Source organism: Kitasatospora sp. NPDC004669 (assembly GCF_040609455.1).
Lineage (GTDB): Bacteria > Actinomycetota > Actinomycetes > Streptomycetales > Streptomycetaceae > Kitasatospora.
On record NZ_JBEXKB010000004.1, the window covers coordinates 86,898 to 111,847 of the forward strand.

The window sequence follows — 24,950 nt, forward strand, 5'->3', positions numbered from 1 at the left end:
GTGCGTACGTACAGCCCCAAGCCCGGCGACGTCCAGCGTCAGTGGCACGTCATCGACGCGACCGACGTCGTGCTCGGCCGCCTGGCTTCCCAGGCCGCCAACCTCCTCCGGGGCAAGCACAAGGCGATCTACGCGCCGCACGTTGACACTGGTGACTTCGTCATCATCATCAACGCCGACAAGGTGCACCTGTCCGGTAACAAGAAGACCCAGAAGATGGCCTACCGCCACTCGGGCTTCCCGGGCGGTCTGCGCTCGGTGCGCTACGACGACCTCCTGGACAAGAACCCGGAGAAGGCCGTCGAGAAGGCCATCAAGGGCATGATCCCCAAGAACAGCCTGGGTCGTCAGATGCTCTCGAAGCTGAAGGTCTACTCGGGCGACCAGCACCCCCACGCTGCCCAGCAGCCGGTGCCGTTCGAGATCACCCAGGTCGCGCAGTAATTCCGGCCACCAAGCCCCCCATCACTGAAAAGAGCTGAGGAACACCGTGGCCGAGACCACTGAAACCCTTGAGGTCGACTTCGACGAGACCGTCGTCGAGGGCGAGTACACCTCCGAGGAGACCTACACCTCCGAGTCCCTGGCCGGCCGCTTCGGCGAGGCCGTCCCCGGCGCCGGCCTCGGCCGTCGCAAGGAGGCGATCGCCCGCGTGCGCATCGTCCCCGGCACCGGCCAGTGGAAGATCAACGGTCGCACCCTTGAGGGCTACTTCCCCAACAAGGTGCACCAGCAGACCGTGAACGAGCCCTTCAAGCTCCTCGAGCTGGACGGCCGTTACGACGTCGTCGCCCGCATCAGCGGTGGCGGCGTCTCCGGCCAGGCCTACGCGCTGCGCCTCGGCGTCGCCCGTGCCCTGAACGAGGCCGACGTGGACAACAACCGCGGCGCCCTCAAGAAGGCCGGCTTCCTGACCCGTGACGCCCGCGCCGTCGAGCGCAAGAAGGCCGGTCTGAAGAAGGCCCGCAAGGCGCCGCAGTACAGCAAGCGCTAGTCGCGCCCCGGGGGTGCGGTCCGCCCTGGCGGCGCACCCCCTGGTTGCGCAAACCGTCGCCCCGGAGTACCTCGCGTACTCCGGGGCGACGTGTTCCCCGGCTAACGTGCGGCGGCCGGGATCATCGGTGGGTTCCGAGCATGGTGATGGAGGACGGGACAGTGGGACGACTCTTCGGTACGGACGGCGTACGCGGGGTGGCGAACGAGGGCCTGACGGCGGAGCTGGCGCTCGGCCTGTCGGTCGCGGCCGCGCATGTGCTCGGCGAGGCCGGCGCCTTCGACGGTCACCGGCCGGTGGCGGTCGTCGGCCGTGACCCGCGTGCCTCGGGCGAGTTCCTGGAGGCCGCCGTCATCGCCGGTCTGGCGAGCTCCGGCGTCGACGTCCTGCGGGTCGGTGTCCTGCCCACCCCGGCCGTGGCCTACCTCACCGGCGCGCTCGGCGCCGACTTCGGCGTGATGCTGTCCGCCAGCCACAACGCCATGCCGGACAACGGCATCAAGTTCCTCGCCCGCGGCGGCCACAAGCTGGACGACCGGATCGAGGACGCGATCGAGGCGCACTACCGCAAGCACACGGTCGGCGGCGAGGACTGGAACCGTCCCACCGGCGCGGCCGTCGGCCGGGTGCGGGAGTACACCGAGGGCTTCGACAAGTACGTCGCCCACCTGATCGGCGTGCTGCCCAACCGCCTGGACGGCATCAAGGTCGTCATCGACGGCGCCCACGGCGCGGCCGCGTACGTCGCCCCCGAGGCCTTCGCCCGGGCCGGCGCCGAGGTCGTCCACACCCTGGGGGCCGAGCCCACCGGCCTCAACATCAACGACGGTGTCGGCTCGACCCACCTGGACCGGCTGCGCGTCGCCATGAAGGAGCACCGGGCCGACCTCGGTATCGCCCTGGACGGCGACGCCGACCGCTGCCTGGCCGCCGACGCCGAGGGCAACGAGGTGGACGGCGACCAGATCATCGCCATCCTCGCCGTCGCCATGAAGGAGGCCGGCACCCTGCGCCGCAACACCGCGGTGGCCACCGTGATGTCCAACCTCGGCTTCAAGCTGGCGATGGAGCGCGAGGGCATCGACCTGGTGGAGACCGCGGTCGGCGACCGCTACGTGCTGGAGGCGATGAAGGAGCACGGCTTCGCGCTGGGCGGCGAGCAGTCCGGCCACGTCATCCTGCTGGACCACGCCACCACCGGTGACGGCACCCTGACCGGCCTGATGCTGGGCGCCCGACTGGCCGCCACCAAGCAGCCGCTGGCCGACCTGGCCGCCGTGATGACCCGTCTGCCGCAGGTGCTGATCAACGTCAAGGGCGTCGACAAGAGCCGGGTGAAGACCAGCGTCGAGCTGACCGGGGCGGTCGCCGCGGCCGAGGCCGAGCTGGGCTCCACCGGCCGGGTGCTGCTGCGCTCGTCCGGCACCGAGCCGCTGGTCCGGGTCATGGTCGAGGCCGCCGACCCGGCGCAGGCCGAGGCGGTCGCGCAGCGGTTGGCCGAGGCGGTGCGCACCCACCTGGGCTGAGCCCCCGGTACGGCGAAGGCCCCCACTGGACCAGTGGGGGCCTGGAGTCGTTTCCGGAGTGTGTCAGAGCTTGCGCAGCAGCGCCCGGCGGACCTTGTGGTCCTGGCCCTTCTGCAGGATCAGGGTGGCCCGGCCGCGAGTGGGCAGCACGTTCTCCAGCAGGTTGGGCTTGTTGATGGTGCGCCAGACCTGGCGGCCGTACTCCATCGCCTCCTCCTCCGGCACCTCGGTGAAGCGGCGGAAGTAGGAGTTCGGGTCCTGGAAGGCGGTCTGCCGCAGCTTGCGGAAGCGGTCCAGGTACCAGTGCTCGATGTCGTCGGTACGGGCGTCGACGTAGATCGAGAAGTCGAAGTAGTCGGCCACCGCGAGGCGGGTGCGGCCGTCGGTGCCGGGCAGGGCCGGCTGGAGCACGTTCAGGCCCTCGACGATCAGGATGTCCGGGCGCTCCACGGTCAGCCGCTGGTCCGGCACGATGTCGTACACCAGGTGCGAGTACACCGGCGCGGTGACCCGCTCCTTGCCCGCCTTGACGTCCGCGACGAAGCGCATCAGGGCCCGGCGGTCGTACGACTCCGGGAAGCCCTTACGGGCCATCAGGCCGCGGCGGCGCAGCTCGGCGTTGGGCAGCAGGAAGCCGTCGGTGGTGACCAGTTCGACCCGGGGGTGCTCGGGCCAGCGGGCCAGCAGGGCCTGCAGCAGGCGGGCGGTGGTGGACTTGCCCACCGCGACCGAGCCGGCCACGCCGATGATGAACGGGGTGCGGGTGCGCTCGGTGTCCGGGGTGTCCAGGAAGGTGCCCAGCGCGCCGCGCAGCTCGTGCGTGGCGTGGATGTACAGGTTCAGCAACCGGGACAGCGGCAGGTAGACGTCGCGGACCTCGTCCAGGTCGAGCGCTGTGCCGAGGCCGCGCAGCTGCTCCACCTCCTCGGCGGTCAGCGGCAGCGGCGTACGCTCGCGCAGCGCGCTCCACTCGGCCCGGCTGAGGTCCACGTAAGGGGACGGCGACGGGCCGGGCGTGGCGGCGCCCCGCGTACAGAGTTCGGTCAGCACATGCTCCATTGTGAGCCGTAGCGGTGTTCACGGTGGCTGTGGTGTCGGTCACGCAGCGTTGGCCCGCGGCGGGCATACGGCCGCAGAACCGCCCTTATGCTGGCACGCATGTGCGGAATTGTTGGATACGTGGGCGCGCAGTCCGCCCTCGACGTAGTAATCGCCGGTCTGCGGCGGCTGGAGTACCGGGGCTACGACTCGGCCGGTGTCGCGGTGCAGACGCAGGACTCCGAGGGGCAGTGGAGTCTGGTCACGGACAAGCGTGCCGGAAAGCTCGGCAACCTGGAGAAGTCACTCGCCGAGTCCCCTCTGCCCGGCGGCACCACCGGCATCGGCCACACCCGCTGGGCCACCCACGGCGGCCCGACGGACGCCAATGCCCACCCCCACCTGGACGACGACCGCCGGGTGGCCGTGGTCCACAACGGCATCATCGAGAACTTCGCCCAGCTGCGCGCCGAGATCGCCGAGCGCGGCCACACCCTCCGGTCCGAGACCGACACCGAGGTCGTCGCCCACCTGCTGGGTGAGGCGTACGAGGGCGACCTCGCCGAGGCCATGCGCGTGGTCTGCCGCCGTCTGGACGGCGCCTTCACCCTGGTCGCCGTGCACGCGGACGCGCCCGGCGTGGTGGTCGGCGCCCGCCGCAACTCGCCGCTGGTGGTGGGCCGCGGAGAGGGCGAGAACTTCCTCGCCTCGGACGTCGCCGCGTTCATCGCGCACACCCGTGAGGCGATCGAGCTGGGCCAGGACCAGGTCGTCGAGCTGCGTCACGAGGCCGTGACGGTGACCAACTTCGACGGCACCCCGGCCGAGGTGCGCGAGTACCACGTCGACTGGGACGCCTCCGCCGCCGAGAAGGGCGGCTACGACTACTTCATGCTCAAGGAGATCGCCGAGCAGCCGAAGGCCGTCGCGGACACCCTGCTGGGCCGCATCGGCACCGACGGCCGGCTGACCCTGGACGAGCTGCGCATCTCCGACGCGGACCTGCGCTCGGTGGACAAGGTCGTCATCGTCGCCTGCGGCACCGCGTTCCACGCGGGCATGATCGCCAAGTACGCGATCGAGCACTGGACCCGCATCCCCTGCGAGGTCGAGGTCGCCTCGGAGTTCCGCTACCGCGACCCGATCATGGGCCCGGGCACGCTGGTCATCGCCATCTCGCAGTCCGGCGAGACCATGGACACCCTGATGGCCCTGCGGCACGCCCGGGAGCAGGGCGCCAAGGTGTTGGCGATCTGCAACACCAACGGCTCCACCATCCCGCGCGAGTCGGACGCGGTGCTGTACACTCACGCCGGCCCGGAGGTCGCGGTCGCGTCCACCAAGGCGTTCCTGACCCAGCTGGTCGCCTGCTACCTGGTCGCCCTGTACCTGGGCCAGGTGCGCGGCACCAAGTGGGGCGACGAGATCTTCGCCGTCATCAAGGAGCTCGGCGACGCGCCGAAGCAGGTCGAGCAGGTCCTGGAGACCATGGAGCCGGTGCGCGAGCTGGCCCGCTCGCTGGCCGACGCCCGCTCGGTGCTGTTCCTCGGCCGCCACGTCGGCTTCCCGGTGGCCCTGGAGGGCGCGCTCAAGCTCAAGGAGCTCGCCTACATGCACGCCGAGGGCTTCGCGGCGGGCGAGCTCAAGCACGGGCCGATCGCGCTGATCGAGGAGGGGCTGCCGGTCGTGGTGGTCGTGCCCTCGCCGCGCGGGCGCTCGATCCTGCACGACAAGATCGTCTCCAACATCCAGGAGATCCGGGCCCGCGGCGCCCGCACCATCGTGATCGCCGAGGAGGGCGACGAGGCGGTCGTCCCGTACGCGGACCACCTGATCCGCATCCCGGTGACCCCGACCCTGCTGCAGCCGCTGGTCTCCACCGTCCCGCTCCAGGTTTTCGCCTGCGAGCTCGCCACGGCCAAGGGCCACGAGGTCGACCAGCCGCGCAACCTGGCGAAGTCGGTCACCGTCGAGTAACCGCTCGGCCTCTCACGGCGTCCCTGCGGCGGCTGCGTCCTGCCGCAGGGGCGCCGTTGTGTTCGGTGCGGGATAGCGTCGGCGGTAGCCGACCGCCGAAGGAGTCCTGCCATGCGTCACGCCCATCGGGTGGAAGTCGTCCGGGCCGCCGAGGCCGCGCTGATGGCGCGGTTGCCGGAGGGGACGTTGATGCAGCGGGCGGCGGCCGGGCTGGCGGCGACCTGCGCGCGGCTGCTGACGCGGTGTCGCGGGCGGGTGTACGGCAGCCGGGTGGTGGTGCTGGCGGGCAGCGGGGACAACGGGGGTGACGCCCTGTACGCCGGGGCCGCGCTGGCCCGGCGCGGGGCGCGGGTGACGGCGGTGCTGCTCGCGCCGCAGAAGGCCCACCGGGGCGGGCTGGCCGCGTTGCGCGCTTACGGCGGACGGGTGACGGCGGAGCGGGAAGTCGGCCTGGCCGACTTCTCGCGCGCGGACCTGGTGCTGGACGGGATCGTCGGCATCGGCGGCCGTGGCGGGCTGCGCCCCGAGGCGGAGCCGTACGCGCGGGCCGAACGACGCGGCACGGTGGTGGCGGTGGACCTGCCCAGCGGGGTCGAGGCGGACACCGGCGAGGTGCCGGGGGCGGCGCTGCGCGCGGACGTCACGGTCTGCTTCGGCACGTACAAGCCCGGGCTGCTGATCGACCCCGGGGCCTCGTACGCGGGCGCGGTGCAACTGGTGGACATCGGGCTGGAGCTGCCGGAGCCGGACGTGACGGCCCTGCAGCACGCGGACGTGGCGGCGCTGCTGCCGCTGCCGGGCGCGGAGAGCGACAAGTACCGGCGCGGCGTGGTCGGGGTGGCGGCCGGCTCGGCGACGTACCCGGGGGCGGCGCTGCTGGCGGTCGCCGGGGCGCTGCGGGGCGGCGCGGGCGCCGTCCGGTACGTCGGCACGGCGGCCGAGGAGGTGGTCCGGCGTTTCCCGGAGACGCTGGTCACCGAAGGCGGACCGGCCGGGGCCGGGCGGGTGCAGGCCTGGGTGGTCGGGCCGGGCGGCGGCGAGGGGGCGCGGCAGGCGCTGGCCGAGGCGCTGGCGGGTGACGTCCCGGTGCTGGTGGACGCGGACGGGCTGACCGAGCTGGGCCGGCTCGGCCCCGAGGCGCTGGCCGGCCGTACCGCGCCGACCCTGCTCACCCCGCACACCGGCGAGGCCGCCCGGCTGCTCGCGGGCGTCGAGGGCACCGCGCCGCCCGCCGCCGGGGACCTGGCCGCCACCCGGCTGGCCACCGCCCGGCGGCTGGCGGCCGCCTACCGGGCCACCGTGCTGCTGAAGGGCTCCACCACCGTGGTGGCCGATCCGGGCGGGGCCGTCCGGGTCAACCCCACCGGTACCTCCTGGCTGGCCACCGCGGGCAGCGGGGACGTGCTGTCCGGTTTGGCCGGTTCGCTGCTCGCCTCGGGCCTGTCGCCGCTGGACGCCGCCTCGGTGGCCGCCTATCTGCACGGCCTGGCGGGCCGTGCGGCGGCGGGTGACCCGGGGGCGCCGGTGACCGCGACGGGCGTCGCCCAGGCGCTCCCGACGGTCTGGCGGGCGGTGCGTCAGGGGTAGGGCCCGTCTCCCGCAGGCGGGAGTTCGAAGACGGGCCCTACAGTCCGATCGGAACCGGACCATCCGTTCCAGGCGTCCCAGACAGGGCGGACGAGCCGTCCGCCGCAGGTCGACGGGGTGCCCGGTGCCCCGGTGCCGACCGCCGCGCCGATGGGCCGTTCGGCGAGGACTCCGGGACGTCTGGGAGACTGACCCTGATGACAACTGCGAACACGACCGGCACAGCCACCCTCACCGACGGCGTACGGGCCGAGGCGACCATCGATCTCGCCGCCCTGCGCGGCAACCTCGCCGCGCTGCGCGAGCGCGTCGGCGGCTCTGCCGTGATGCTCGCGGTCAAGGCGGACGCCTACGGCCACGGCGCGCTCGAGTGCGCCCGGGAGGCGGTCGCGAACGGCGTCGGCTGGCTCGGCTGCGCGACGCCCGACGAGGCGCTGGCGCTGCGGGCCGGTGGCATCCGTCCGGAGCACGCCCGCATCCTGTGCTGGCTGTGGACGCCCGGCGGGCCGTGGCGCGAGGCGCTGCGCGCGGACCTGGACATCTCGGTCAGCGGCCAGTGGGCGCTGGACGAGCTGCTGTCGGCCGTCCGGGAGACCGGCATCCCGGCGCGGGTCCACCTGAAGGCCGACACCGGACTGGGCCGCAACGGCTGCCAGCCGCACGACTGGCCGCAGCTGGTGGCGAACGCCCGGCGCGCCGAGGCCGAGGGACTGCTGAAGGTCATCGGCATCTGGTCGCACTTCGCCGCCGCCGACGAGCCCGGCCACCCGTCGATCCAGGCCCAGCTGGACTCCTACCACGCCGCGCTGGCGCACGCCGAGGCCGCCGGGCTGCGCCCCGAGGTGCGGCACCTGGCGAACTCCCCGGCCACCCTGCTGCTGCCGCAGTCGCACTTCGACCTGGTCCGCACCGGCCTGGCCGCGTACGGGCTGTCGCCGGTGCCCGAGGTGGGCTCCCCGGCCGACTTCGGCCTGCGCCCGGTGATGACGCTGACCGCCCGGCTGGCGCTGGTCAAGCACGTCCCCGGCGGGCACGGGGTCAGCTACGGCCACCACTACGTGACGCCCGGCCCGACCACCCTGGGGCTGGTCCCGGTCGGCTACGGCGACGGCATCCCGCGCCACGCCAGCGGCACCGGCCCGGTGCAGATCGGCGGCAAGTGGCGCACGGTGGCCGGCCGGGTCGCGATGGACCAGTTCGTGGTGGACCTGGGCGGCGACACCCCCGGGATCGGTGACGAGGTGCTGCTGTTCGGCAACGGCGAGCACGGCGAGCCGACCGCCGAGGACTGGGCCCGCGCCTGCGGCTCCATCTCGTACGAGATCGTCACCCGGATCGGCGCCCGGGTGCCCCGCCGCTACCTGGGCGGCAGCCACGCCGAGGGCCTGTCGGCATGACCGACACGCCGGCCGAGCGCACCCCGGTCGCCGCGGTGGCCAAGGCGGCCGGCGCGGCCACCGGGGTGAGCCGGGCCGGGGTGATCGGGATCTCCGTCGGCGTGCTGGCGGCCGGCGCGGCCGCGGGCGTGGCGATCGAGCGGCTGACGGTCGGCCGGGCGATGCGCCACCGGGCGCGCGCCGAGCTGGACGCGGCCGCCCCGTACGGCTCGCTGCGCGGGCGCCCGCTCACGGTGGCCGCGCCGGACGGCACCGAGCTGTACGTGGAGCTGGACGGCACCGGCTGGGCCGAGCCGGACGGGCTCCGCCCCGAGCCGAAGGGGCGCGCCGGCGTCGAAAGGGTGGGCCCCTCCTGCCCGTCGGCGGGCAAGGAGGGCGAGCGAGGCGGCCCGAGGAACGAGGGCATCGGAGCGACGACCGTCGACACCGGGTCCGAGCGCCCCGGAGGCGAGTGGGCGAGTGACAGCCCCGAGCCGCTGACCGTGGTGTTCTGCCACGGCTACTGCCTCAACCAGGACAGCTGGCACTTCCAGCGCGCCGCGCTGCGCGAGGGCATGCGGCTGGTCTTCTGGGACCAGCGCAGCCACGGCCGCTCCGAGCGCTCCCGCTCGTACCTGGCCGGCGAGCCGGCCGGCATCGACCAGCTGGGCGGCGACCTCAAGGCGGTGCTGGACGCCGTCGCGCCGACCGGACCGCTGGTGCTGGTGGGCCACTCGATGGGCGGCATGGCGGTGATGGCGCTGGCCGACCTGCACCCGGAGCTGTTCCGCGACCGCGTCGCCGGGGTCGCACTGGTCGGCACCCTGGCGGGGGACTGGGACGAGGTGAGCCTCGGCCTGCCCAGGGTCGGCGCCAAGCTGTTCAAGAAGGTCGCGCCCGGCGTGATACGGCTGCTGGGCCGTCAGGTGGAGCTGGTGGAGGCGACCAGGCGGGTCGGCTCGGACGTGGCCTCCGTCTTCTACCGGAGGTTCTCCTTCGGCGGAAAGGACGTCGACCCCGGTGTGGTGCGCTTCGTCGAGCAGCTGCTGGACGCCACCCCGATCGACGTGGTCGCCGAGTTCTACCCGGTGTTCGGCGCGCACGAGAAGTACGAGGCGCTGAACGCCCTGCGCGGCCTGCCGGCCCTGGTGCTGGCCGGGACGAAGGACCTGCTGACGCCCGCGACCCACAGCGAGGCGATGGCCGAACGGTTGCCCGGCGCCGAGCTGGTGCTGGTCGAGGACGCCGGGCACCTGGTGCTGCTGGAGCGCCCCGGGCTGGTCGACCACGAGCTGGCGCGGCTGCTGTGCCGGGCCGCCGGGTTCGCCGGTGCCGCGCCGCTGCCGGCGGCCGTCCTGGAGCTCGCCAGCGAGCGGCCCCGGGAACCGGAGCCGAACCCGGTCGCCGACCCCGCCTGACCCCCCCGCCCGCCGCGCCGGGGTGCGGCGATGTGGCACGGTAGCGGTGGCGGCCGGTGGTCGGCGCGCCGCTACGGATCGAAGGGCAAGACACGCGCATGGGCTCGCACGCCACTCTCACCGTCCCCACTCCGGAGCGGATGGGCCGGCTCGGCCGGGAGCTGGCCGCGCTGCTGCGGCCGGGTGACCTGGTGTTGCTCTCCGGCGAGCTGGGGGCGGGGAAGACCACGCTGACCCGGGGCCTGGGGGAGGGGCTGCAGGTCCGCGGGGCGGTGACCTCGCCGACCTTCGTGATCGCCCGGGTGCACCCCTCGCTGGTCGGCGGCCCGGCCCTGGTGCACGTGGACGCGTACCGGCTGGGCGGGAACCTGGACGAGATGGAGGACCTCGACCTGGACGTCTCGCTGCCGGACTCGGTGATCGTGGTCGAGTGGGGCGAGGGCAAGGTCGAGCGGCTGTCCGAGGACCGGCTGGAGGTACGGATCGAGCGGGCGATCGGCGACACCGCCGGGGAGGACCACGACCCGCGCCGGGTGGTGCTGACCGGCATCGGGGAGCGCTGGGCGGGTGTGGAGCTGGAGAAGCTCGCCTGAAGGTCCGGTCTTCGCCCCCCGCGGGGTGTTCGTGGGCGGGCCCCGGCCGTCCCCCGTTTTGCCGACAGCCTGTCGGCATGGTGTTGCGGGCGGGGCGCCGGGCGTGGTGGGATGGGTGCTGCGGTTAGGTCTGCCTAACTAGGGAGGCGCCATGTCGAGCCCCACCCCCGCCCCGGAGCGCGCCCCGCGCGGCACCGGGACCGGAGAGTCCGCCCGCCGCGCTCCGGGAGCGCCGATGCGGGCGCTGCTGGCCGCCTGCGCGGCCGCCGAGGCGGTGTCCACCCCGCCCGAACCGCAGCCGCGGCAGGCCGAGGAGCCCGAGGCAAAGACACCCCGGGCTGCCTGACGCCCGGCTCAGGCGACCACGACCACCTTGGTGCCGTTCGGCGCGAAGTCCCAGAGCAGCTGCCCCTCGGCGCGGCCGCTGCGGATGCCGCCGGTCTTGGTCTTCGGGTCGGCGGTCGGCGTCGCGCCGTCCATCGCCGAGCTGAAGCCGAACACCACGCCGTTCTGCTGCGCGAAGCGCACCACGTGCTCGATCTGTCGGCCGTCGGTACCGGTGCCGACCGGGGTGCGGCTGTACACCGAGTAGCTGCCCGGCGTCGGCTCGACCGTGCCCGGGGTGACCAGAAAAGTGGCCGCGACCTGCGGGTTCTTCTTCGGGTCGATCAACCAGACGTAGTGGCTGCCCACCGAGTAGACGATCCGCGTGCCGCTGCCCGAGCTGGCCGGCAGTGCCGGGGCGGTCGGGGTGGCCGAGGCGCTCGGCGTCGCCGAGGCGGCCGGCCCGGTCGATGTCGCCGCGGTGGTGGGACGGGCGCCGCTCGCGCGGTCCTGCGCGCCGTTGGCCTGGAAGGCCAGCAGGCTCACCACCGCCAGGGCCCCCAGGGTCAACCCCGTGACCACCACTCCAGGACCCATCTTCGCCACGTGCCGCTCCCGCCGCCGTCCTCTGTACGTACCGCCCTAATCGTGCCAGGTCCCCCCGGCCGGTCGGCAGCGCCCAGCACGTGTGTTCCGGATGGGGACACCAGCTCGATCGTCTGGTCGGCTCAACGTCGGTCTAACCTTGACCCGTGCTGCTGCTCGCGTTCGACACCGCTACCCCCGCCGTCACCGCCGCCGTCCACGACGGCACGGCCGTCCTCGCCGAGACCCACCAGGTCGACGCCCGACGCCACGGTGAACTGCTGCTGCCCGCGATCGACCAGGTCCTGCGGGCTGCCGGGGTGGACAAGCACCAGCTCACCGGCATCGCCGTCGGCGTCGGCCCGGGCCCGTACACCGGCCTGCGGGTCGGCCTGGTGACCGCCGCCGCGCTCGGCCACGCGCTCGGGCTGCCGGTGCACGGCGTCTGCACCCTGGACGCGATCGCCTTCCAGGCCCGCGCCGAGGGCTTGACCGGGCAGCCGTTCACGGTGGCCACCGACGCCCGCCGCAAGGAGGTCTACTGGGCCTCCTACGACGCCGAGGGCCGCCGCACCGAGGGCCCCGGCGTGGACCGCCCGGCCGAGCTGACGCCCCGGGCCCGCTCGGTGGGCGCCGGCGCGCTGCTCTACCCCGACGCCTTCCCCGGCGCCCACGGCCCCGAGCACGTCTCGGCCGGCGCCCTCGCCGGCTTCGCCGCCGCCGAGCTGGCCGCCGGGCGGGAGCTGCTGCCGAACCTCCCGCTGTACCTGCGCCGCCCGGACGCCCAGGTGCCCGCCGCCTACAAGACCGTTCTAGGGGGCAAGGCGGTGCTCCCGGCGTGAACCACGGCACCACCCTGCGCCCGATGCGCTGGTGGGACATCGAGCCGGTGATGGAACTGGAACTCAGGCTCTTCCCCGAGGACGCCTGGTCCCACGGGATGTACTGGTCCGAACTCGCCGAGGCCCACCCCGGCGGCACCCGCCACTACACCGTCGCCGCCACCGGGGACGGCGCCATCGTCGGCTACGCCGGACTGATGGAGATCGCCGGCGAGGGCGACGTCCAGACCATCGCCGTCGACGAGCGCCACCAGGGCGCCGGCCTCGGCGCGGCACTGCTCACCGACCTGATCCACGAGGCCGCCCGGCGCGGCTGCGCCGAACTGCTGCTGGAGGTACGGGTGGACAACCCGCGCGCCCAGCGGCTGTACGAGCGCCACGGCTTCGAACCGGTGGGCATCCGGCGCGGCTACTACCAGCCCGCCAACGTCGACGCGCTGGTGATGCGCCTCGACCACCCGAGCACTGACAGCACTGATCCGAAGGACATTGAGGACACCCGCCATGGCTGACGAACCGCTCGTCCTCGGCATCGAGACCTCCTGCGACGAGACCGGCGTCGGCATCGTGCGCGGCACCACGCTGCTGGCCGACGCGGTCGCCTCCAGCGTCAACGACCACGCCCGCTTCGGCGGCGTCGTCCCGGAGATCGCCAGCCGCGCCCACCTGGAGGCGATGGTCCCGACCATCCAACGCGCCCTGGACACCGCCGGGATCAAGGCGAGCGACTTGGACGGCATCGCCGTCACCGCCGGCCCCGGCCTGGCCGGCGCGCTGCTGGTCGGCGTCAGCGCCGCGAAGGCGTACGCCTGGGCGCTGGACAAGCCGCTGTACGGGGTCAACCACCTCGCCTCGCACATCTGCGTCGACCAGCTGGAGCACGGCCGGCTGCCCTCGCCGACGATGGCCCTGCTGGTCTCCGGCGGGCACTCCTCGCTGCTGCTCAGCGAGGACATCACCAGCGACGTCCGCCCGCTCGGCGCGACCATCGACGACGCGGCCGGCGAGGCCTTCGACAAGGTCGCCCGGGTGCTCGGCCTGGGCTTCCCCGGCGGCCCGATCGTCGACCGGACGGCCCGCGAGGGCGACCCCAAGGCGATCAACTTCCCGCGCGGCCTGAGCGGCAGGAACGACCCGGAGTACGACTTCTCCTTCTCCGGCCTGAAGACCGCCGTCGCCCGCTGGGTGGAGGCCAAGCGCCGGGCCGGCGAGGAGGTGCCGATCGCCGACGTGGCGGCCTCCTTCCAGGAGGCGGTCACCGACGTGCTCACCCGCAAGGCCGTCAAGGCGTGCAGGGACAACGGCGTCGACCACCTGATGATCGGCGGCGGCGTCGCGGCCAACTCCCGGCTGCGCGAGATGGCCCAGCAGCGCTGTGACCGGGCCGGCATCCGACTGCGGGTGCCCCGGCCGGGCCTGTGCACCGACAACGGCGCGATGGTGGCCGCGCTGGGCGCCGAGATGGTGTGGCGCGACCGCGCGCCTTCCGCCTTCGACCTGTCGGCCGACTCCTCGCTGCCCGTCACCGACGTCCACGTCCCTGCTGCGGACATCGGGCACGGCGACTTCCACGGCCAGGCCTACGACGCCCTCGGCGGTGGCGCGGCATGACCGTCGCCGCGATGTGGGAGGCCCGGGCGGCGGACCACCGGGGCGACGAACTCGTCGCCTGGGTGCGGGAGTCCGCGCTGCCCGCGGTCCGCGGCGCGGCCGGCCTGGAGCGCCTTGAGCTGCTCTCCGCCCCGGGCGAGCGGGTGCTGCTGATCACCTGGTGGAGCGGCGATCCGGTACCGGTCGCCGACCCGCCGGCCGAGCTGCTCGGCCGCCCGGTGCACCGCTGGTCCTTCACCAGCGAGTACGTCGAGTAGACGGTGATCGGGAACCGCCGCCGTGCCCGCTACCGTGCATAGCTGAGAGAAAGCCGGACGGGATCGGGAGCGCGGTGCGGTGAACAGGGACGGGCGGAGCAGGACCAGGACGTACGCGGCGGGGGCGCTGGCTCTGCTGGCCTTCGCCACCGCGTGCGGCGACAACGGGGACGGCGGCGGTGCCGCGCCGAAGACCGCCGCGGCCGCGTCCCAGCCGTCCGGCGGCGGCGCCGCGCCGACCGCCGCGGCCACCACGCCGGGCGCGGCCCCGGCCGCGGGCGACGCCGCGGCCTGGGCGAAGTGGAACCTCAAGCCGCTCGCCCCGGCCCCCGCGCCGCCCGCCGACAAGCCGATCAAGCTCGAACGCACCGGCACCGTACCGGTGATCAGCGACGTGAAGACGAGCGACAAGGTCGTCTTCATCACCCTCGACGACGGCGCCGAGAAGGACCCGAAGTTCGTCGAGATGCTGACCGACCTCAAGGTGCCGATCACGATGTTCCTGACCAAGGACATCGTCAAGAACGACTACGGCTACTTCAAGCCGCTCCAGGCGCTCGGCAACCACATCCAGAACCACACCGTCACCCACCCGGTGATGAGCAAGCTCCCGGCGGACAAGCAGAAGGCCGAGATCTGCGACGACCAGGCCGCGCTCACCCAGCAGTACGGCACCGCCCCGCTGCTGTTCCGCCCGCCGTTCGGCGACGGCGCCAACACCCCGATGCTCAACACCTCGGTGCAGCAGTGCGGCCCGCGCGCGATCGTGCTCTGGCGCGAGTCGATGCAGATCCACGACATGCAGTACCAGGCCGCCGACAAGAAGCTGAAGCCCGGCGACATCATCCTGGCGCACTTCCGCGGCCCCAAGGAGCTCAAGGGCGCCACGATGACCCAGATGTTCGCCGACCTGCTGGCCCGGATCCAGGAGCAGGGCTTCTCGGTGGCCCGGCTGGACGACTACATCCAGGCGCCGGCGTCGTGACCGCTCAGACCGGCTGCCCGAGCATCATCAGCGGTCCGTGGTCGGTGCGGCTGAGGATCACCGTGACGGTGTTCGGCCCGGAGGGCTTGAGCTGACGGCGCAGCTCCTCCGGGGTGATCGCCATCCCGCGCTTCTTGATCACCACCGTGCCGACCTGACGCTCGCGCAGCAGCGCCTTCAGCTTCTTGATGTGGAAGGGCAGCACGTCGGTGAGCTCGAAGGCGTGCGCGTACGGGGTGGCGACCAGCTCGTCCGAGGTCAGGTAGGCGATCTTCGGGTCGATCAGCCGGCCGCCGACCCGCTCGGCCACCTCGGCCACCAGGTGGGCCCGGATCACCGCGCCGTCCGGCTCGTACAGGTACCGCCCGACCGGTCCGGCCGGCGGGTCGGGCAGGTCGCCGCCGGCCAGGCTGGCGCCCTGCGGCAGCAGGGTGGCGCGGTGAGGGCGGGCCGCCTTGGTGCCGAACCAGAGCACCGCCTCCTTGACGTCCCCGTGGTCGGAGACCCACTCGGCCTCGGCGTCCGCCGGGACGGCCTCGTGCGGGATGCCCGGTGCCACCTTCAGCGCGCCGATCGGGGTCCGCCGCCCGGCCTCGATCGCCCAGGACAGCGGCGGGGCGTACGCCTCGGGGTCGAACACCCGGCCGCGCGAGGTCCGGCGGGCAGGGTCGGTGAACACCGCGTCGTAGCCGGTGACGTCCACCTCGGCGACGTCCGCGCAGCGCACCTCGACCAGCTCGGACAGGCCCAGCGCGGCGGCGTTGGCCGCGGTCGCGGCGCAGGCCGCCGGGTCCTTGTCCACCGCCAGCACCTCGATCCCCGCCCGGGCCAGCGCCAGCACGTCCCCGCCGATGCCGCAGCACAGGTCCGCCAGCCTCCGTACCCCCAATTCGGCGAACCGGCGCGCCCGCCACTCGGCCACACTGCGCCGGGTGGACTGCTCGACCCCGTTGGGCGTGAAGTACATCAGGTCCGCGTCCGCCCCGAACTTCGCCCGCGCCCGCTGCCGCAACCGCGCCTGCCCGAACGCCGCCGACACCAGCTCCGCCGGATGCTCCCGCCGCAGCCGGGTGGCGAGCGCCAGCTCCTCCTCGGGCGTGAACTCGCGCAACTCGGCGAGCAGGGCCTGGCCCTCGGGGGTCAGCAGGGGCTGGAGGTTCTCGGTGTCCACGGGCCCATTCTGACCGGTCAGAGGAGGTGGACGCCGGGCAGGCCCGACAGCGTGACGACGAATAGGGCCGCCCCGGTGACGACCGGGACGATCCGGTACCCGATCCGCCGACTGGTCCGGATGATCCACACGGGCACCGGGAGCGTGACCGCGATGAGGATCAGGGTGCCGACCGGCCTGGACGCGTGCAGCGACATCGCGATCAGGAAGGTCACGAGGCAGCCGACGATCAGCACCGGAACCAGTGCGACGGTCACGACCAGGGCCAGCAGCAGGTCCGTCAGCCAGTGGACACGCGGGCGCAGGGGATCCCGGATCAGCGGCACGCTCATCGGAACACCCCCAGGCACAGCAGCACGGGCAGCATGAAGGGCGCGACCCCGGCGGCGAGCGGCAGGAGCTCGTAGCCTCTCCGGTGGCTGCGCAGGACGGCGGTGACGGGCACTCCGTAGCCGATGACCACCGCGGAGAGCGCGCCGTACAGGACGTCGCCGCCCGTGTCGGAGCCGGCGGCGTCGGCGATCGCTCCGCCGAGCCAGAAGGCGATGAGCGGAAGGGCCGTCAGCAACGGCAGCAGGAGAAGCGCGAGCGCGGCATCCTTGGCGTTGGACGGGCCGATGCGTACCGGGGTGTCGGTCATGGCAGGAGTCTGTCCGAGGGGGCGTCGCCCGCACATGAGTACGACTACTCATCCGTAATGCGAGGGTTCCGGGCGCGCCGTTGGCACTCTGGTTGACGGAGTGCTAACACCGGCCTATGGTCGTCCTTGGCACTCCCCACTGGGGGAGTGCTAACGCGAAGACGCGTGTCTGACCCCCGCGACGGCAGGCTCGCGCGTTCGCCCCTATCCGTTAGAAAGCCCCGTAATCTCCGAAGGGGAGCTCGGACGTGACCACCAGCAGCAAGGTTGCCATCAAGCCGCTCGAGGACCGCATTGTGGTCCAGCCGCTCGACGCCGAGACCACCACGGCCTCCGGCCTGGTTATCCCGGACACCGCCAAGGAGAAGCCCCAGGAGGGCGTCGTCCTGGCCGTCGGCCCGGGCCGCTTCGAGGACGGCCAGCGTCTGCCGCTCGACGTCGCCGTCGGTGACATCGTCCTGTACTCGAAGTACGGCGGCACCGAGGTGAAGTACCAGGGCGAGGAGTACCTGGTGCTCTCCGCCCGCGACGTTCTCGCGATCATCGAGAAGTAAGACGTCCCGACCCGCCCCGGATCCGTGTCCTTCGTGACAGTGGCCCGGGGCGCGGTTGTTGGTTCACGTTGTTCGGCGGCCGGTGGGTCGGCCGCAGCCCCGAGGGAATAGGGAACATGGCGAAGATCCTGCAGTTCGACGAGGACGCCCGCCGCTCGCTGGAGCGCGGTGTCAACAAGCTGGCCGACACCGTCAAGGTGACCATCGGCCCCAAGGGCCGCAACGTCGTCATCGACAAGAAGTTCGGCGCCCCGACCATCACCAACGACGGTGTCACCATCGCCCGCGAGGTCGAGCTGGACGACCCGTACGAGAACCTTGGCGCGCAGCTCGTCAAGGAGGTCGCCACCAAGACCAACGACGTCGCGGGTGACGGCACCACCACCGCCACCGTGCTGGCCCAGGCCCTGGTCAACGAGGGTCTGCGCAACGTCGCCGCCGGTGCCGGTCCGGCCGCCCTGAAGAAGGGCATCGACAAGGCCGTCGCCGCCGTCTCCGAGCACCTGCTCTCGGTGGCCCGCGAGATCGAGGGCAAGGACGACGTCGCCGCCGTCGCGTCCCTCTCCGCCCAGGACATCCAGGTCGGCGAGCTGATCGCCGAGGCGATCGACAAGGTCGGCAAGGACGGTGTCATCACCGTCGAGGAGTCGAACACCTTCGGCGTGGAGCTGGACTTCACCGAGGGCATGCAGTTCGACAAGGGCTACCTGTCGCCGTACTTCGTCACCGACGCGGAGCGGCAGGAGGCGGTCCTGGAGGACCCGTACATCCTGATCAACCAGGGCAAGATCTCCTCGATCCAGGAGCTGCTGCCGCTGCTGGAGAAGATCCTGCAGGGCGGTGCCTCCAAGCCGCTGCTGATCATCGCCGAGGACGTCGACGGCGAGGCGCTGTCGACCCTGGTCGTGAACAAGATCCGCGGCACCTTCAACGCCGTCGCCGTCAAGGCCCCGGGCTTCGGCGACCGCCGCAAGGCGATCCTCGGCGACCTGGCCGTCCTGACCGGTGGCCAGGTCATCTCCGAGGAGATCGGCCTCAAGCTCGACCAGGTCGGCCTGGACGTGCTGGGCACCGCCCGCCGCGTGACCATCACCAAGGACGAGACCACGGTCGTCGACGGTGCCGGTGACGCCGAGGCCGTGGCCGGCCGTGTCGCCCAGATCAAGGGCGAGATCGCCGCGACCGACTCCGACTGGGACCGCGAGAAGCTGCAGGAGCGCCTGGCCAAGCTGGCCGGCGGCGTCTGCGTCATCAAGGTCGGCGCCGCCACCGAGGTGGAGCTGAAGGAGCGCAAGCACCGCCTGGAGGACGCCATCTCGGCGACCCGCGCCGCGGTCGAGGAGGGCATCGTCGCCGGTGGTGGCGCCTCCCTGGTCCACGCCGCCAAGGTGCTGAACGACGGCCTGGGCCTGTCGGGTGACGAGGCCACCGGTGTCGCCGTGGTCCGCAAGGCGCTGCACGAGCCGCTGCGCTGGATCGCCCAGAACGCCGGCCTGGAGGGCTACGTCATCACCTCCAAGGTCTCCGAGCTGGAGATCGGCCAGGGCTACAACGCCGCCACCGGCGAGTACGGCGACCTGGTGAAGGCCGGCGTCATCGACCCGGTCAAGGTCACCCGCTCCGCCCTGGAGAACGCCGCCTCGATCGCCTCCCTGCTGCTCACCACCGAGACCCTCGTGGTGGAGAAGAAGGAGGAGGAGGCCGACAACGGTCACGGCCACTCGCACGGCCACGGCCACTCGCACTGAGGCCCCGGCGCGACAGCCGCAACTCCTGACCGGAGGCCCGGTCCGCTCCCTCGGGGAGGCGGGCCGGGCCTCCGGCTGTAATTCGCCCGCTCGCCTCCGGGGCGCTGGGACCCGGTGCCGACGGTCGGCGCTCCGGCGCTCGTGCCTCGCTGGTCGCTTCTCCCTTTCGGCACCGGCGCGCCCCTTCGGCTCGGGGCGGGGATTCGCCCGCCCGCCTCCGGGGCGCAGCTCGGGGAGGGTGCTCCAGGCTTCAACTATCAGTAGAATTTTGCAGAATGCAAAGATTGCCTTATAACTGAGGCATGATCGAGGCCCGCCATCTGCGCGTCCTGCGTGCGGTCGCCCGCACCGGCTCCTTCTCCGCCGCCGCCCGCGAGCTGGGGTGTACGCAGCCTGCCATCAGCCAGCAGATGAAGGCCTTGGAGAAGTCGGTCGACACCCCGCTGGTGGTCCGTTCGGGCCGCGGGATGCAGCTCAGTGAGGCCGGGCGGGTCCTGCTCAAGCATGCCACCGGGATCCTGGCCGGGCTCTCCGCCGCCGAGGAGGAGGTGGCCGCGATCGCCGGGCTGCGGGCCGGGCGGGTGCGGCTGGTGTCCTTCCCGACCGCGAGTTCCACCCTGGTGCCGCCCGGCGTCGCCCGGCTGCGGGACAGCCATCCGGGGGTGCGCGTGTCGCTGGTCGAGGCGGAGCCGCCGGAGTCGCTGGCGATGCTGCGCGGCGGGGAGTGCGAGATCGCGCTGGCCTTCCGCTACCCGCAGTCCGAGGGCGCCGTCGCGCTGCCGGCCCCCGCGCACGGTACCCCGCGCGAGGCGCGGGCCGAGGCGAACCTGGAGGCGCAGCAGTTGTCGGCCGGCACCGACTGGTCCGACCTGGTGGTCACCCCGCTGCTGGACGACCCGCTGGTGGGCCTGCTGCCCGCCACCCACCCGCTGGCAGGGCGGGGCAGGCCGGTGGAGCTGGCCGAGTTGGCGGGGGAGCAGTGGATCGCCGGCTGCCCGCAGTGCCGGGGGCACCTGGTGGAGCTGTGCGCCGGGGCGGGCTTCGAGCCCCGGATCGACTTCGCGACCGACGACTACCCGGCGGTGGTCGGCCTGGTGGCGGCCGGGCTGGGGGTGGCGGTGCTGCCCCGGCTGGCGCTGGAGTCGGTGCGTCCTGACGGTGTGTCGACGGTGCCGGTGCGGACGGCCTCCGGGGTGCCGGCGGTGCGCCGGGTGGTGGCGCTGACCCTGCCGGACCTGGCCGAGGTGCCGGCCGTCGCGCTGATGCTGGAGCGCCTGGCGAGCGCGGCCGCCGACCGCTGACGGTCGGTGGCGGGGCTACCGCCTGTCCGATACCGGATGTGAGCAGCCTGAGGCGCCGCGAAGAAACGTTTCTTCACGGCGTGCCGTCGAGGCGGGTCTAGTGCTGCGCGACCGCCGGCGGGGTCAGCGGGACCTCCACAAGGCGGTGCCGCGAGCGGCCCAGCATCTCCTCGCGCTCGTCCTCCGTCATCCCGCCCCAGACGCCGTACGGTTCGCGGACCGCCAGGGCGTGCGCGGCGCACTCGGCGATCACCGGGCAGCGCATGCAGACCTCCTTGGCGCTGGCCTCGCGCGAACTGCGCGCCGCGCCGCGCTCGCCCTCGGGGTGGAAGAAGAGCGAGCTGTCCACGCCACGACAGGCTGCCGAGAGCTGCCAGTCCCAGAGGTCCGCGTTGGGACCCGGGAGGCGGGAGAAATCTGCCATGGCTCATTCCCTTCGGAAGCGGTCGGCCGTCGGCCGGGCGTGCTCGGCGGGCTGCTGCCGAGCGGTGCCCGGCGGGGCGTCCCGCGCTGGTATGGACACCTGGAAATATGACTTAAGGCAACTCCATGGACAAGTCACCCACACACTGGCACAACAGTCAATGACCATGAGAAAGCTATAAAAACGGGCAAACCGGGCAAGGGCTTTTGGCGGGCGCGGGTGCGGCAATCGGGTGGCCGACGGGCGCGCGACACGCCGCACCGGTGTGCGGGTCGTACGCCGACCGCGCGCGAGCTGCGCAAAAGTGCGGCGTGTGCACCGCGATGCGGCTGATCGGTAATGGGTTGGCCACGTACAGTGGTGGGGATGGCCCGGGGGCCGTAACTCATTCGAGTGACGGTCGTTGGAAGTGCGGAGGCGGTTAGCGGGCGCCGGACGTCGGGAACGATCGCGGGCAAGTCGGGGCGATCAGGACGAAGTCCGTCGCCGATCGGCCGTGTCGGAGAGGTTCGTACCAGCCAGGAGGCTCAACGTGACGCGGATCAGCTGCGGAGGACGACGGTCATGACTTCCGTTCTCGTTTGCGACGATTCCCCGCTCGCCCGCGAGGCGCTTCGCCGCGCCGTCGCGACCGTACCCGGTGTGGACCGGGTCACCACCGCGACGAACGGGGAGGAGGTCCTGCGCCGCTGGGTCGCCGACCGGTCCGATCTCGTCCTGATGGACGTCCGGATGCCCGGTCTCGGCGGGGTCGAGACGGTCCGGCGGCTGCTGTCCGCCGACCCGGGCGCCCGGATCATCATGCTCACCGTCGCCGAGGACCTCGACGGTGTCGCCCTGGCGGTGGCCGCCGGTGCCCGCGGGTACCTGCACAAGGACGCCTCGCGCGCCGAGCTGCGGGCCACCGTCACCCAAGCCCTCGCCGACCCGACCTGGCGGCTCGCCCCGCGCCGGCTGCGCAGTCCCGACATGGGCGCGGCGCCGACCTTGACGGCGCGTGAGATCCAGGTGCTGGAGGGCATGAGCCACGGACGCAGCAACGCCGAGATCGGCCGGGAGCTGTTCCTGTCCGAGGACACCGTCAAGACCCACGCCCGACGGCTGTTCAAGAAGCTCGGGGCCTCCGACCGCGCGCACGCGGTGGCGCTGGGCTTCCGCTGGGGCCTGGTCCGCTGACCACCGGCGGCGCCGTCGGCCCAGGCGCGCCGCCATCGATTCCCGGAGCGGGAGCCGCACGGGCGTGTGACGTTACGGTCCCGAGGTTGCACCATGGAGGAGTGGAGCACCTCGGGGACCAGCGGACAGGCACTGCGGCGAACCACGCAGCCGCAGGACACTCGGCGGACGGCGCGACGGACGGAACCACCTACGGCGGCGGGGCGGGAGGCGGGACGGTGCAGGAGGGGCCGGTGAGGCGCGGCACACCGCGCGGTGCCACAGCGCATAACGTTCCGGTGCACAACTCCGGACGCGGTGCCGCGTTTTCCCGATCGACCAGGCACCATGGACCGATGCGCGACGACGTCGCCGGTGCGGCCGGCCAGGCGGACCCGGGTGAGGCCCAGCCCTCGGGCCCGGGCCACGATCCGTCGTACGCCGATTCCGGTGGCCCCGATGCCGGGGCCGGACCGGGCCGCCCGCCGGTGCTCGGTACGGGCGGCTCGCCCCTGGTGGGCGAACTGGTCGCGGCCGCCGTCCGCGGCGAGGGCCCGGCCATCGACGCCCTGCTCGCCTACGTCCACCCGCTCGCGCTGCGCTACTGCCGCGCCAAGCTGGTCCGGCTGCCCGGCGGGGCCCGGCACCACGTGGACGACGTGGCCCAGGAGGTCTGCGTCGCGGTGCTGTGCGCGCTGCCCCGGTACAAGGACCAGGGGCGGCCGTTCGAGGCCTTCGTCTACGGGATCGCCGCGCACAAGATCGCCGATCTGCAGCGGGCCGCGATGCGCGGGCCCGGTTCGACGGTCGTGCCGCAGGACGACCTGCCGGAGGTGCCGGACGAGGCGCTCGGCCCGGAGGAGCAGGCGCTGCTCAGCAGCGACGCGGCCTGGGCCAAGGAGCTGCTCTCCAACCTGCCGGCCCGTCAGCGTGAGTTGGTGCTGCTTCGGGTGGCCGCCGGGCTGTCGGCGGAGGAGACCGGTGAGGTGCTCGGGATGTCGCCCGGCGCCGTCCGGGTGGCCCAGCACCGGGCGCTCAGCCGGCTGCGGGCGCTCGCCGAGGAATCGTCCTGAGCCCTCGACCAGGTGGAATGAGCCACGGGGGCGGGTTGTTGTCAAGGGCACACGAGGCACATTCGCGGTGCCAGTACCATGGGGTATCGGCGCCTGGGCAGGTTGCCAAAGTTTCGCGGGTGCACACGGGGTTCCCTTGGAGGTTCCTCCGAACCCACCCGGCTTTCGGCGGTCTGCGCGAGTGAGCGATGAACGCGCCCCCTCCCTCAGGGCGTGAGCGGATTAGGCCGGCCACGGAAGGTACCCCCCAAATGTCTTACAACGCCGCAGGCGTACCCGAGAAGTTCGCCATGCTCGGGCTCACGTTCGATGACGTCCTGCTGCTGCCCGGGGCCTCCGAGGTGCTGCCGAACGAGGTCGACACCTCCTCGCGGGTCTCCCGGAACGTCCGCGTCAACATCCCGCTGCTGTCCGCGGCGATGGACAAGGTCACCGAGTCGCGGATGGCCATCGCGATGGCCCGCCAGGGTGGCGTCGGCGTGCTGCACCGCAACCTGTCGGTCGAGGACCAGGCCAACCAGGTCGACCTGGTGAAGCGCTCCGAGTCCGGCATGGTCACCGACCCGATCACGGTCGGCCCGGACACCACGCTGGCCGAGGCCGACGCGCTGTGCGCCAAGTTCCGCATCTCCGGGGTGCCGATCGCCGACCCGTCCGGCAAGCTGCTGGGCATCGTCACCAACCGTGACATGGCCTTCGAGTCGGACCGCAGCCGCCAGGTCCGCGAGATCATGACCCCGATGCCGCTGATCACCGGCAAGGTCGGTATCTCCGGCGTGGACGCGATGGCGCTGCTGCGCCGCCACAAGATCGAGAAGCTCCCGCTGGTCGACGACGAGGGCCGGATCAAGGGCCTGATCACCGTCAAGGACTTCGTCAAGGCCGAGCAGTACCCGAACGCCGCCAAGGACGCCGAGGGCCGTCTGCTGGTCGGTGCCGCGGTCGGCGCCAGCGCCGAGGCCTTCGACCGGGCCCAGGCCCTGGTCGAGGCGGGCGTGGACTTCCTGGTCGTCGACACCTCGCACGGCCACAGCCACAACGCGCTGGCCTGGATCGCCAAGATCAAGTCGGCCGTCAAGGTCGACGTGGTCGGCGGCAACGTCGCCACCCGCGACGGCGCCCAGGCGCTGATCGACGCCGGCGTGGACGGCGTCAAGGTCGGCGTCGGCCCCGGCTCCATCTGCACCACCCGCGTGGTCGCCGGCATCGGCGTCCCGCAGATCACCGCCATCTACGAGGCCGCCCAGGCCTGCCAGGCGGCCGGCGTGCCGGTCATCGGCGACGGCGGCCTGCAGTACTCGGGCGACATCGGCAAGGCGCTGGCCGCCGGTGCCGACACCGTGATGCTGGGCTCGCTGCTGGCCGGCTGCGAGGAGTCCCCCGGCGAGCTGCTGTTCATCAACGGCAAGCAGTTCAAGTCCTACCGCGGCATGGGCTCGCTGGGCGCCATGCAGTCCCGCGGCCAGGGCCGCTCCTACTCCAAGGACCGTTACTTCCAGGCCGAGGTGGCCTCGGACGACAAGCTCGTCCCCGAAGGCATCGAGGGCCAGGTGCAGTACCGCGGCCCGCTGTCGGCCGTGCTGCACCAGCTGGTCGGCGGCCTGCGCCAGACCATGGGCTACGTCGGCGCCGGCACCATCGCCGAGATGGAGAGCAAGGGCCGCTTCGTCCGGATCACCTCGGCGGGCCTCAAGGAGAGCCACCCGCACGACATCCAGATGACCGTCGAGGCGCCGAACTACTCGAGCCGCTGAACGGCCTGACCGGCTGA

The 24,950-nt window shown here is 72.7% G+C and carries 26 protein-coding genes; 20 read left to right on the plus strand and 6 right to left on the minus strand.

The features are described 5' to 3' along the window. The 3 genes from rplM to glmM all read left to right on the plus strand — a co-directional run bounded on the left by rplM (position 1) and on the right by glmM (position 2,520). Positions 1-444: a 50S ribosomal protein L13 gene (gene rplM / locus ABZW30_RS05205; protein ID WP_030263432.1), complete on the plus strand. Its 444-nt coding sequence runs from the start codon at positions 1-3 to the stop codon at positions 442-444. 46 nt (positions 445-490) lie between these two features. After that, on the plus strand, positions 491-994 hold the full coding sequence (rpsI, locus tag ABZW30_RS05210) for a 30S ribosomal protein S9 (protein ID WP_355669662.1): 504 nt from the start codon (positions 491-493) through the stop codon (positions 992-994). 161 nt (positions 995-1,155) lie between these two features. Continuing rightward, complete coding sequence (gene glmM / locus ABZW30_RS05215; protein ID WP_355669663.1) at positions 1,156-2,520, plus strand: phosphoglucosamine mutase; 1,365 nt, start codon at positions 1,156-1,158, stop codon at positions 2,518-2,520. Between the two features lie 63 nt (positions 2,521-2,583). Here glmM and coaA read toward each other — a convergent pair whose 3' ends face one another. After that, on the minus strand, positions 2,584-3,579 hold the full coding sequence (gene coaA, locus ABZW30_RS05220) for a type I pantothenate kinase (protein ID WP_355669664.1): 996 nt from the start codon (positions 3,577-3,579) through the stop codon (positions 2,584-2,586). Positions 3,580-3,678: 99 nt separating this feature from the next. Here coaA and glmS point away from each other — a divergent pair, with 99 nt between their 5' ends. The 6 genes from glmS (at position 3,679) to ABZW30_RS05250 (ending at position 10,855) form a co-directional block, all read left to right on the plus strand. Continuing rightward, positions 3,679-5,535 (plus strand): glutamine--fructose-6-phosphate transaminase (isomerizing), encoded by a 1,857-nt coding sequence (gene glmS, locus ABZW30_RS05225; RefSeq protein WP_355669665.1) that lies wholly within the window; start codon positions 3,679-3,681, stop codon positions 5,533-5,535. 111 nt (positions 5,536-5,646) lie between these two features. Next, on the plus strand, positions 5,647-7,122 hold the full coding sequence (locus ABZW30_RS05230) for an NAD(P)H-hydrate dehydratase (RefSeq protein ID WP_355669666.1): 1,476 nt from the start codon (positions 5,647-5,649) through the stop codon (positions 7,120-7,122). 197 nt (positions 7,123-7,319) lie between these two features. Next, the gene (gene alr / locus ABZW30_RS05235; protein ID WP_355669667.1) at positions 7,320-8,519 is read left to right on the plus strand and encodes an alanine racemase; all 1,200 of its coding nucleotides are present in this window, start codon (positions 7,320-7,322) and stop codon (positions 8,517-8,519) included. Then, complete coding sequence (locus ABZW30_RS05240) at positions 8,516-9,916, plus strand: alpha/beta hydrolase (protein ID WP_355669668.1); 1,401 nt, start codon at positions 8,516-8,518, stop codon at positions 9,914-9,916. Before alr ends, ABZW30_RS05240 begins: the two co-directional genes overlap by 4 nt. A gap of 98 nt (positions 9,917-10,014) precedes the next feature. Next, a complete protein-coding gene (gene tsaE, locus ABZW30_RS05245) occupies positions 10,015-10,509 on the plus strand; it encodes a tRNA (adenosine(37)-N6)-threonylcarbamoyltransferase complex ATPase subunit type 1 TsaE (RefSeq protein WP_355669669.1) in 495 nt (164 codons plus the stop codon). A gap of 151 nt (positions 10,510-10,660) precedes the next feature. Further along, entirely contained in the window at positions 10,661-10,855 is a 195-nt protein-coding gene (locus ABZW30_RS05250; protein ID WP_355669670.1) for a hypothetical protein, read from the plus strand. 8 nt (positions 10,856-10,863) lie between these two features. Here the strand turns inward: ABZW30_RS05250 and ABZW30_RS05255 are convergent, their stop codons facing one another. After that, positions 10,864-11,430, minus strand: coding sequence for a hypothetical protein (locus ABZW30_RS05255; RefSeq protein ID WP_355669792.1), 567 nt, complete (start codon positions 11,428-11,430; stop codon positions 10,864-10,866). Between the two features lie 155 nt (positions 11,431-11,585). Here ABZW30_RS05255 and tsaB point away from each other — a divergent pair, with 155 nt between their 5' ends. The 5 genes from tsaB (at position 11,586) to ABZW30_RS05280 (ending at position 15,113) form a co-directional block, all read left to right on the plus strand. Continuing rightward, positions 11,586-12,260, plus strand: a complete 675-nt coding sequence (gene tsaB, locus ABZW30_RS05260; RefSeq protein WP_355669671.1) for a tRNA (adenosine(37)-N6)-threonylcarbamoyltransferase complex dimerization subunit type 1 TsaB — start codon at positions 11,586-11,588, stop codon at positions 12,258-12,260. 23 nt (positions 12,261-12,283) lie between these two features. Continuing rightward, complete coding sequence (gene rimI / locus ABZW30_RS05265) at positions 12,284-12,772, plus strand: ribosomal protein S18-alanine N-acetyltransferase (protein WP_355669793.1); 489 nt, start codon at positions 12,284-12,286, stop codon at positions 12,770-12,772. Continuing rightward, entirely contained in the window at positions 12,765-13,871 is a 1,107-nt protein-coding gene (gene tsaD, locus ABZW30_RS05270) for a tRNA (adenosine(37)-N6)-threonylcarbamoyltransferase complex transferase subunit TsaD (protein WP_355669672.1), read from the plus strand. The genes rimI and tsaD overlap by 8 nt, the downstream gene beginning before the upstream one ends. Further along, positions 13,868-14,128: a hypothetical protein gene (locus tag ABZW30_RS05275; RefSeq protein WP_355669673.1), complete on the plus strand. Its 261-nt coding sequence runs from the start codon at positions 13,868-13,870 to the stop codon at positions 14,126-14,128. Before tsaD ends, ABZW30_RS05275 begins: the two co-directional genes overlap by 4 nt. Positions 14,129-14,207: 79 nt before the next feature. After that, complete coding sequence (locus tag ABZW30_RS05280; protein WP_355669674.1) at positions 14,208-15,113, plus strand: polysaccharide deacetylase family protein; 906 nt, start codon at positions 14,208-14,210, stop codon at positions 15,111-15,113. A gap of 4 nt (positions 15,114-15,117) precedes the next feature. Here ABZW30_RS05280 and ABZW30_RS05285 read toward each other — a convergent pair whose 3' ends face one another. From ABZW30_RS05285 to ABZW30_RS05295, 3 genes are read right to left on the minus strand one after another with little or no spacing between them, the layout of a single operon-like run. After that, on the minus strand, positions 15,118-16,305 hold the full coding sequence (locus ABZW30_RS05285; protein ID WP_355669794.1) for a class I SAM-dependent methyltransferase: 1,188 nt from the start codon (positions 16,303-16,305) through the stop codon (positions 15,118-15,120). Further along, positions 16,302-16,616, minus strand: a complete 315-nt coding sequence (locus ABZW30_RS05290) for a hypothetical protein (protein WP_355669675.1) — start codon at positions 16,614-16,616, stop codon at positions 16,302-16,304. The genes ABZW30_RS05285 and ABZW30_RS05290 overlap by 4 nt, the downstream gene beginning before the upstream one ends. Continuing rightward, positions 16,613-16,924 (minus strand): hypothetical protein, encoded by a 312-nt coding sequence (locus ABZW30_RS05295; RefSeq protein ID WP_355669676.1) that lies wholly within the window; start codon positions 16,922-16,924, stop codon positions 16,613-16,615. Before ABZW30_RS05295 ends, ABZW30_RS05290 begins: the two co-directional genes overlap by 4 nt. Before the next feature lie 248 nt (positions 16,925-17,172). Here ABZW30_RS05295 and groES point away from each other — a divergent pair, with 248 nt between their 5' ends. The 3 genes from groES to ABZW30_RS05310 all read left to right on the plus strand — a co-directional run bounded on the left by groES (position 17,173) and on the right by ABZW30_RS05310 (position 20,527). Further along, a complete protein-coding gene (groES, locus tag ABZW30_RS05300; RefSeq protein WP_014136232.1) occupies positions 17,173-17,478 on the plus strand; it encodes a co-chaperone GroES in 306 nt (101 codons plus the stop codon). 116 nt (positions 17,479-17,594) lie between these two features. Next, entirely contained in the window at positions 17,595-19,226 is a 1,632-nt protein-coding gene (gene groL, locus ABZW30_RS05305; protein ID WP_355669677.1) for a chaperonin GroEL, read from the plus strand. Positions 19,227-19,528: 302 nt separating this feature from the next. Next, entirely contained in the window at positions 19,529-20,527 is a 999-nt protein-coding gene (locus ABZW30_RS05310) for a LysR family transcriptional regulator (RefSeq protein ID WP_355669678.1), read from the plus strand. 97 nt (positions 20,528-20,624) lie between these two features. Here ABZW30_RS05310 and ABZW30_RS05315 read toward each other — a convergent pair whose 3' ends face one another. Next, on the minus strand, positions 20,625-20,951 hold the full coding sequence (locus tag ABZW30_RS05315; RefSeq protein WP_030055868.1) for a WhiB family transcriptional regulator: 327 nt from the start codon (positions 20,949-20,951) through the stop codon (positions 20,625-20,627). Between the two features lie 564 nt (positions 20,952-21,515). Here ABZW30_RS05315 and ABZW30_RS05320 point away from each other — a divergent pair. From ABZW30_RS05320 to guaB, 3 genes are all read left to right on the plus strand, one after another. Continuing rightward, positions 21,516-22,127 (plus strand): response regulator transcription factor, encoded by a 612-nt coding sequence (locus ABZW30_RS05320; protein WP_014136228.1) that lies wholly within the window; start codon positions 21,516-21,518, stop codon positions 22,125-22,127. A 335-nt stretch (positions 22,128-22,462) separates the two neighbouring features. Continuing rightward, positions 22,463-23,179, plus strand: coding sequence for an RNA polymerase sigma factor ShbA (gene shbA / locus ABZW30_RS05325; protein WP_355669679.1), 717 nt, complete (start codon positions 22,463-22,465; stop codon positions 23,177-23,179). Between the two features lie 251 nt (positions 23,180-23,430). Then, the gene (guaB, locus tag ABZW30_RS05330; protein ID WP_355669680.1) at positions 23,431-24,933 is read left to right on the plus strand and encodes an IMP dehydrogenase; all 1,503 of its coding nucleotides are present in this window, start codon (positions 23,431-23,433) and stop codon (positions 24,931-24,933) included. Positions 24,934-24,950 lie beyond the last annotated feature (17 nt).

Excerpts from the sequence above, each read along its gene's own strand:
- ABZW30_RS05320 (WP_014136228.1), top strand. The coding sequence starts at position 21,516 with ATGACTTCCGTTCTCGTTTGCGACGATTCCCCGCTCGCCCGCGAGGCG.
- coaA (WP_355669664.1), bottom strand. The coding sequence starts at position 3,579 with ATGGAGCATGTGCTGACCGAACTCTGTACGCGGGGCGCCGCCACGCCC.
- shbA (WP_355669679.1), top strand. The coding sequence starts at position 22,463 with ATGCGCGACGACGTCGCCGGTGCGGCCGGCCAGGCGGACCCGGGTGAG.
- ABZW30_RS05275 (WP_355669673.1), top strand. The coding sequence starts at position 13,868 with ATGACCGTCGCCGCGATGTGGGAGGCCCGGGCGGCGGACCACCGGGGC.
- ABZW30_RS05315 (WP_030055868.1), bottom strand. The coding sequence starts at position 20,951 with ATGGCAGATTTCTCCCGCCTCCCGGGTCCCAACGCGGACCTCTGGGAC.
- ABZW30_RS05255 (WP_355669792.1), bottom strand. The coding sequence starts at position 11,430 with ATGGGTCCTGGAGTGGTGGTCACGGGGTTGACCCTGGGGGCCCTGGCG.
- guaB (WP_355669680.1), top strand. The coding sequence starts at position 23,431 with ATGTCTTACAACGCCGCAGGCGTACCCGAGAAGTTCGCCATGCTCGGG.
- glmS (WP_355669665.1), top strand. The coding sequence starts at position 3,679 with ATGTGCGGAATTGTTGGATACGTGGGCGCGCAGTCCGCCCTCGACGTA.
- ABZW30_RS05240 (WP_355669668.1), top strand. The coding sequence starts at position 8,516 with ATGACCGACACGCCGGCCGAGCGCACCCCGGTCGCCGCGGTGGCCAAG.
- ABZW30_RS05230 (WP_355669666.1), top strand. The coding sequence starts at position 5,647 with ATGCGTCACGCCCATCGGGTGGAAGTCGTCCGGGCCGCCGAGGCCGCG.
- ABZW30_RS05290 (WP_355669675.1), bottom strand. The coding sequence starts at position 16,616 with ATGAGCGTGCCGCTGATCCGGGATCCCCTGCGCCCGCGTGTCCACTGG.
- rimI (WP_355669793.1), top strand. The coding sequence starts at position 12,284 with ATGCGCTGGTGGGACATCGAGCCGGTGATGGAACTGGAACTCAGGCTC.
- ABZW30_RS05295 (WP_355669676.1), bottom strand. The coding sequence starts at position 16,924 with ATGACCGACACCCCGGTACGCATCGGCCCGTCCAACGCCAAGGATGCC.
- ABZW30_RS05250 (WP_355669670.1), top strand. The coding sequence starts at position 10,661 with ATGTCGAGCCCCACCCCCGCCCCGGAGCGCGCCCCGCGCGGCACCGGG.
- groL (WP_355669677.1), top strand. The coding sequence starts at position 17,595 with ATGGCGAAGATCCTGCAGTTCGACGAGGACGCCCGCCGCTCGCTGGAG.
- tsaE (WP_355669669.1), top strand. The coding sequence starts at position 10,015 with ATGGGCTCGCACGCCACTCTCACCGTCCCCACTCCGGAGCGGATGGGC.
- tsaD (WP_355669672.1), top strand. The coding sequence starts at position 12,765 with ATGGCTGACGAACCGCTCGTCCTCGGCATCGAGACCTCCTGCGACGAG.
- ABZW30_RS05310 (WP_355669678.1), top strand. The coding sequence starts at position 19,529 with ATGATCGAGGCCCGCCATCTGCGCGTCCTGCGTGCGGTCGCCCGCACC.
- alr (WP_355669667.1), top strand. The coding sequence starts at position 7,320 with ATGACAACTGCGAACACGACCGGCACAGCCACCCTCACCGACGGCGTA.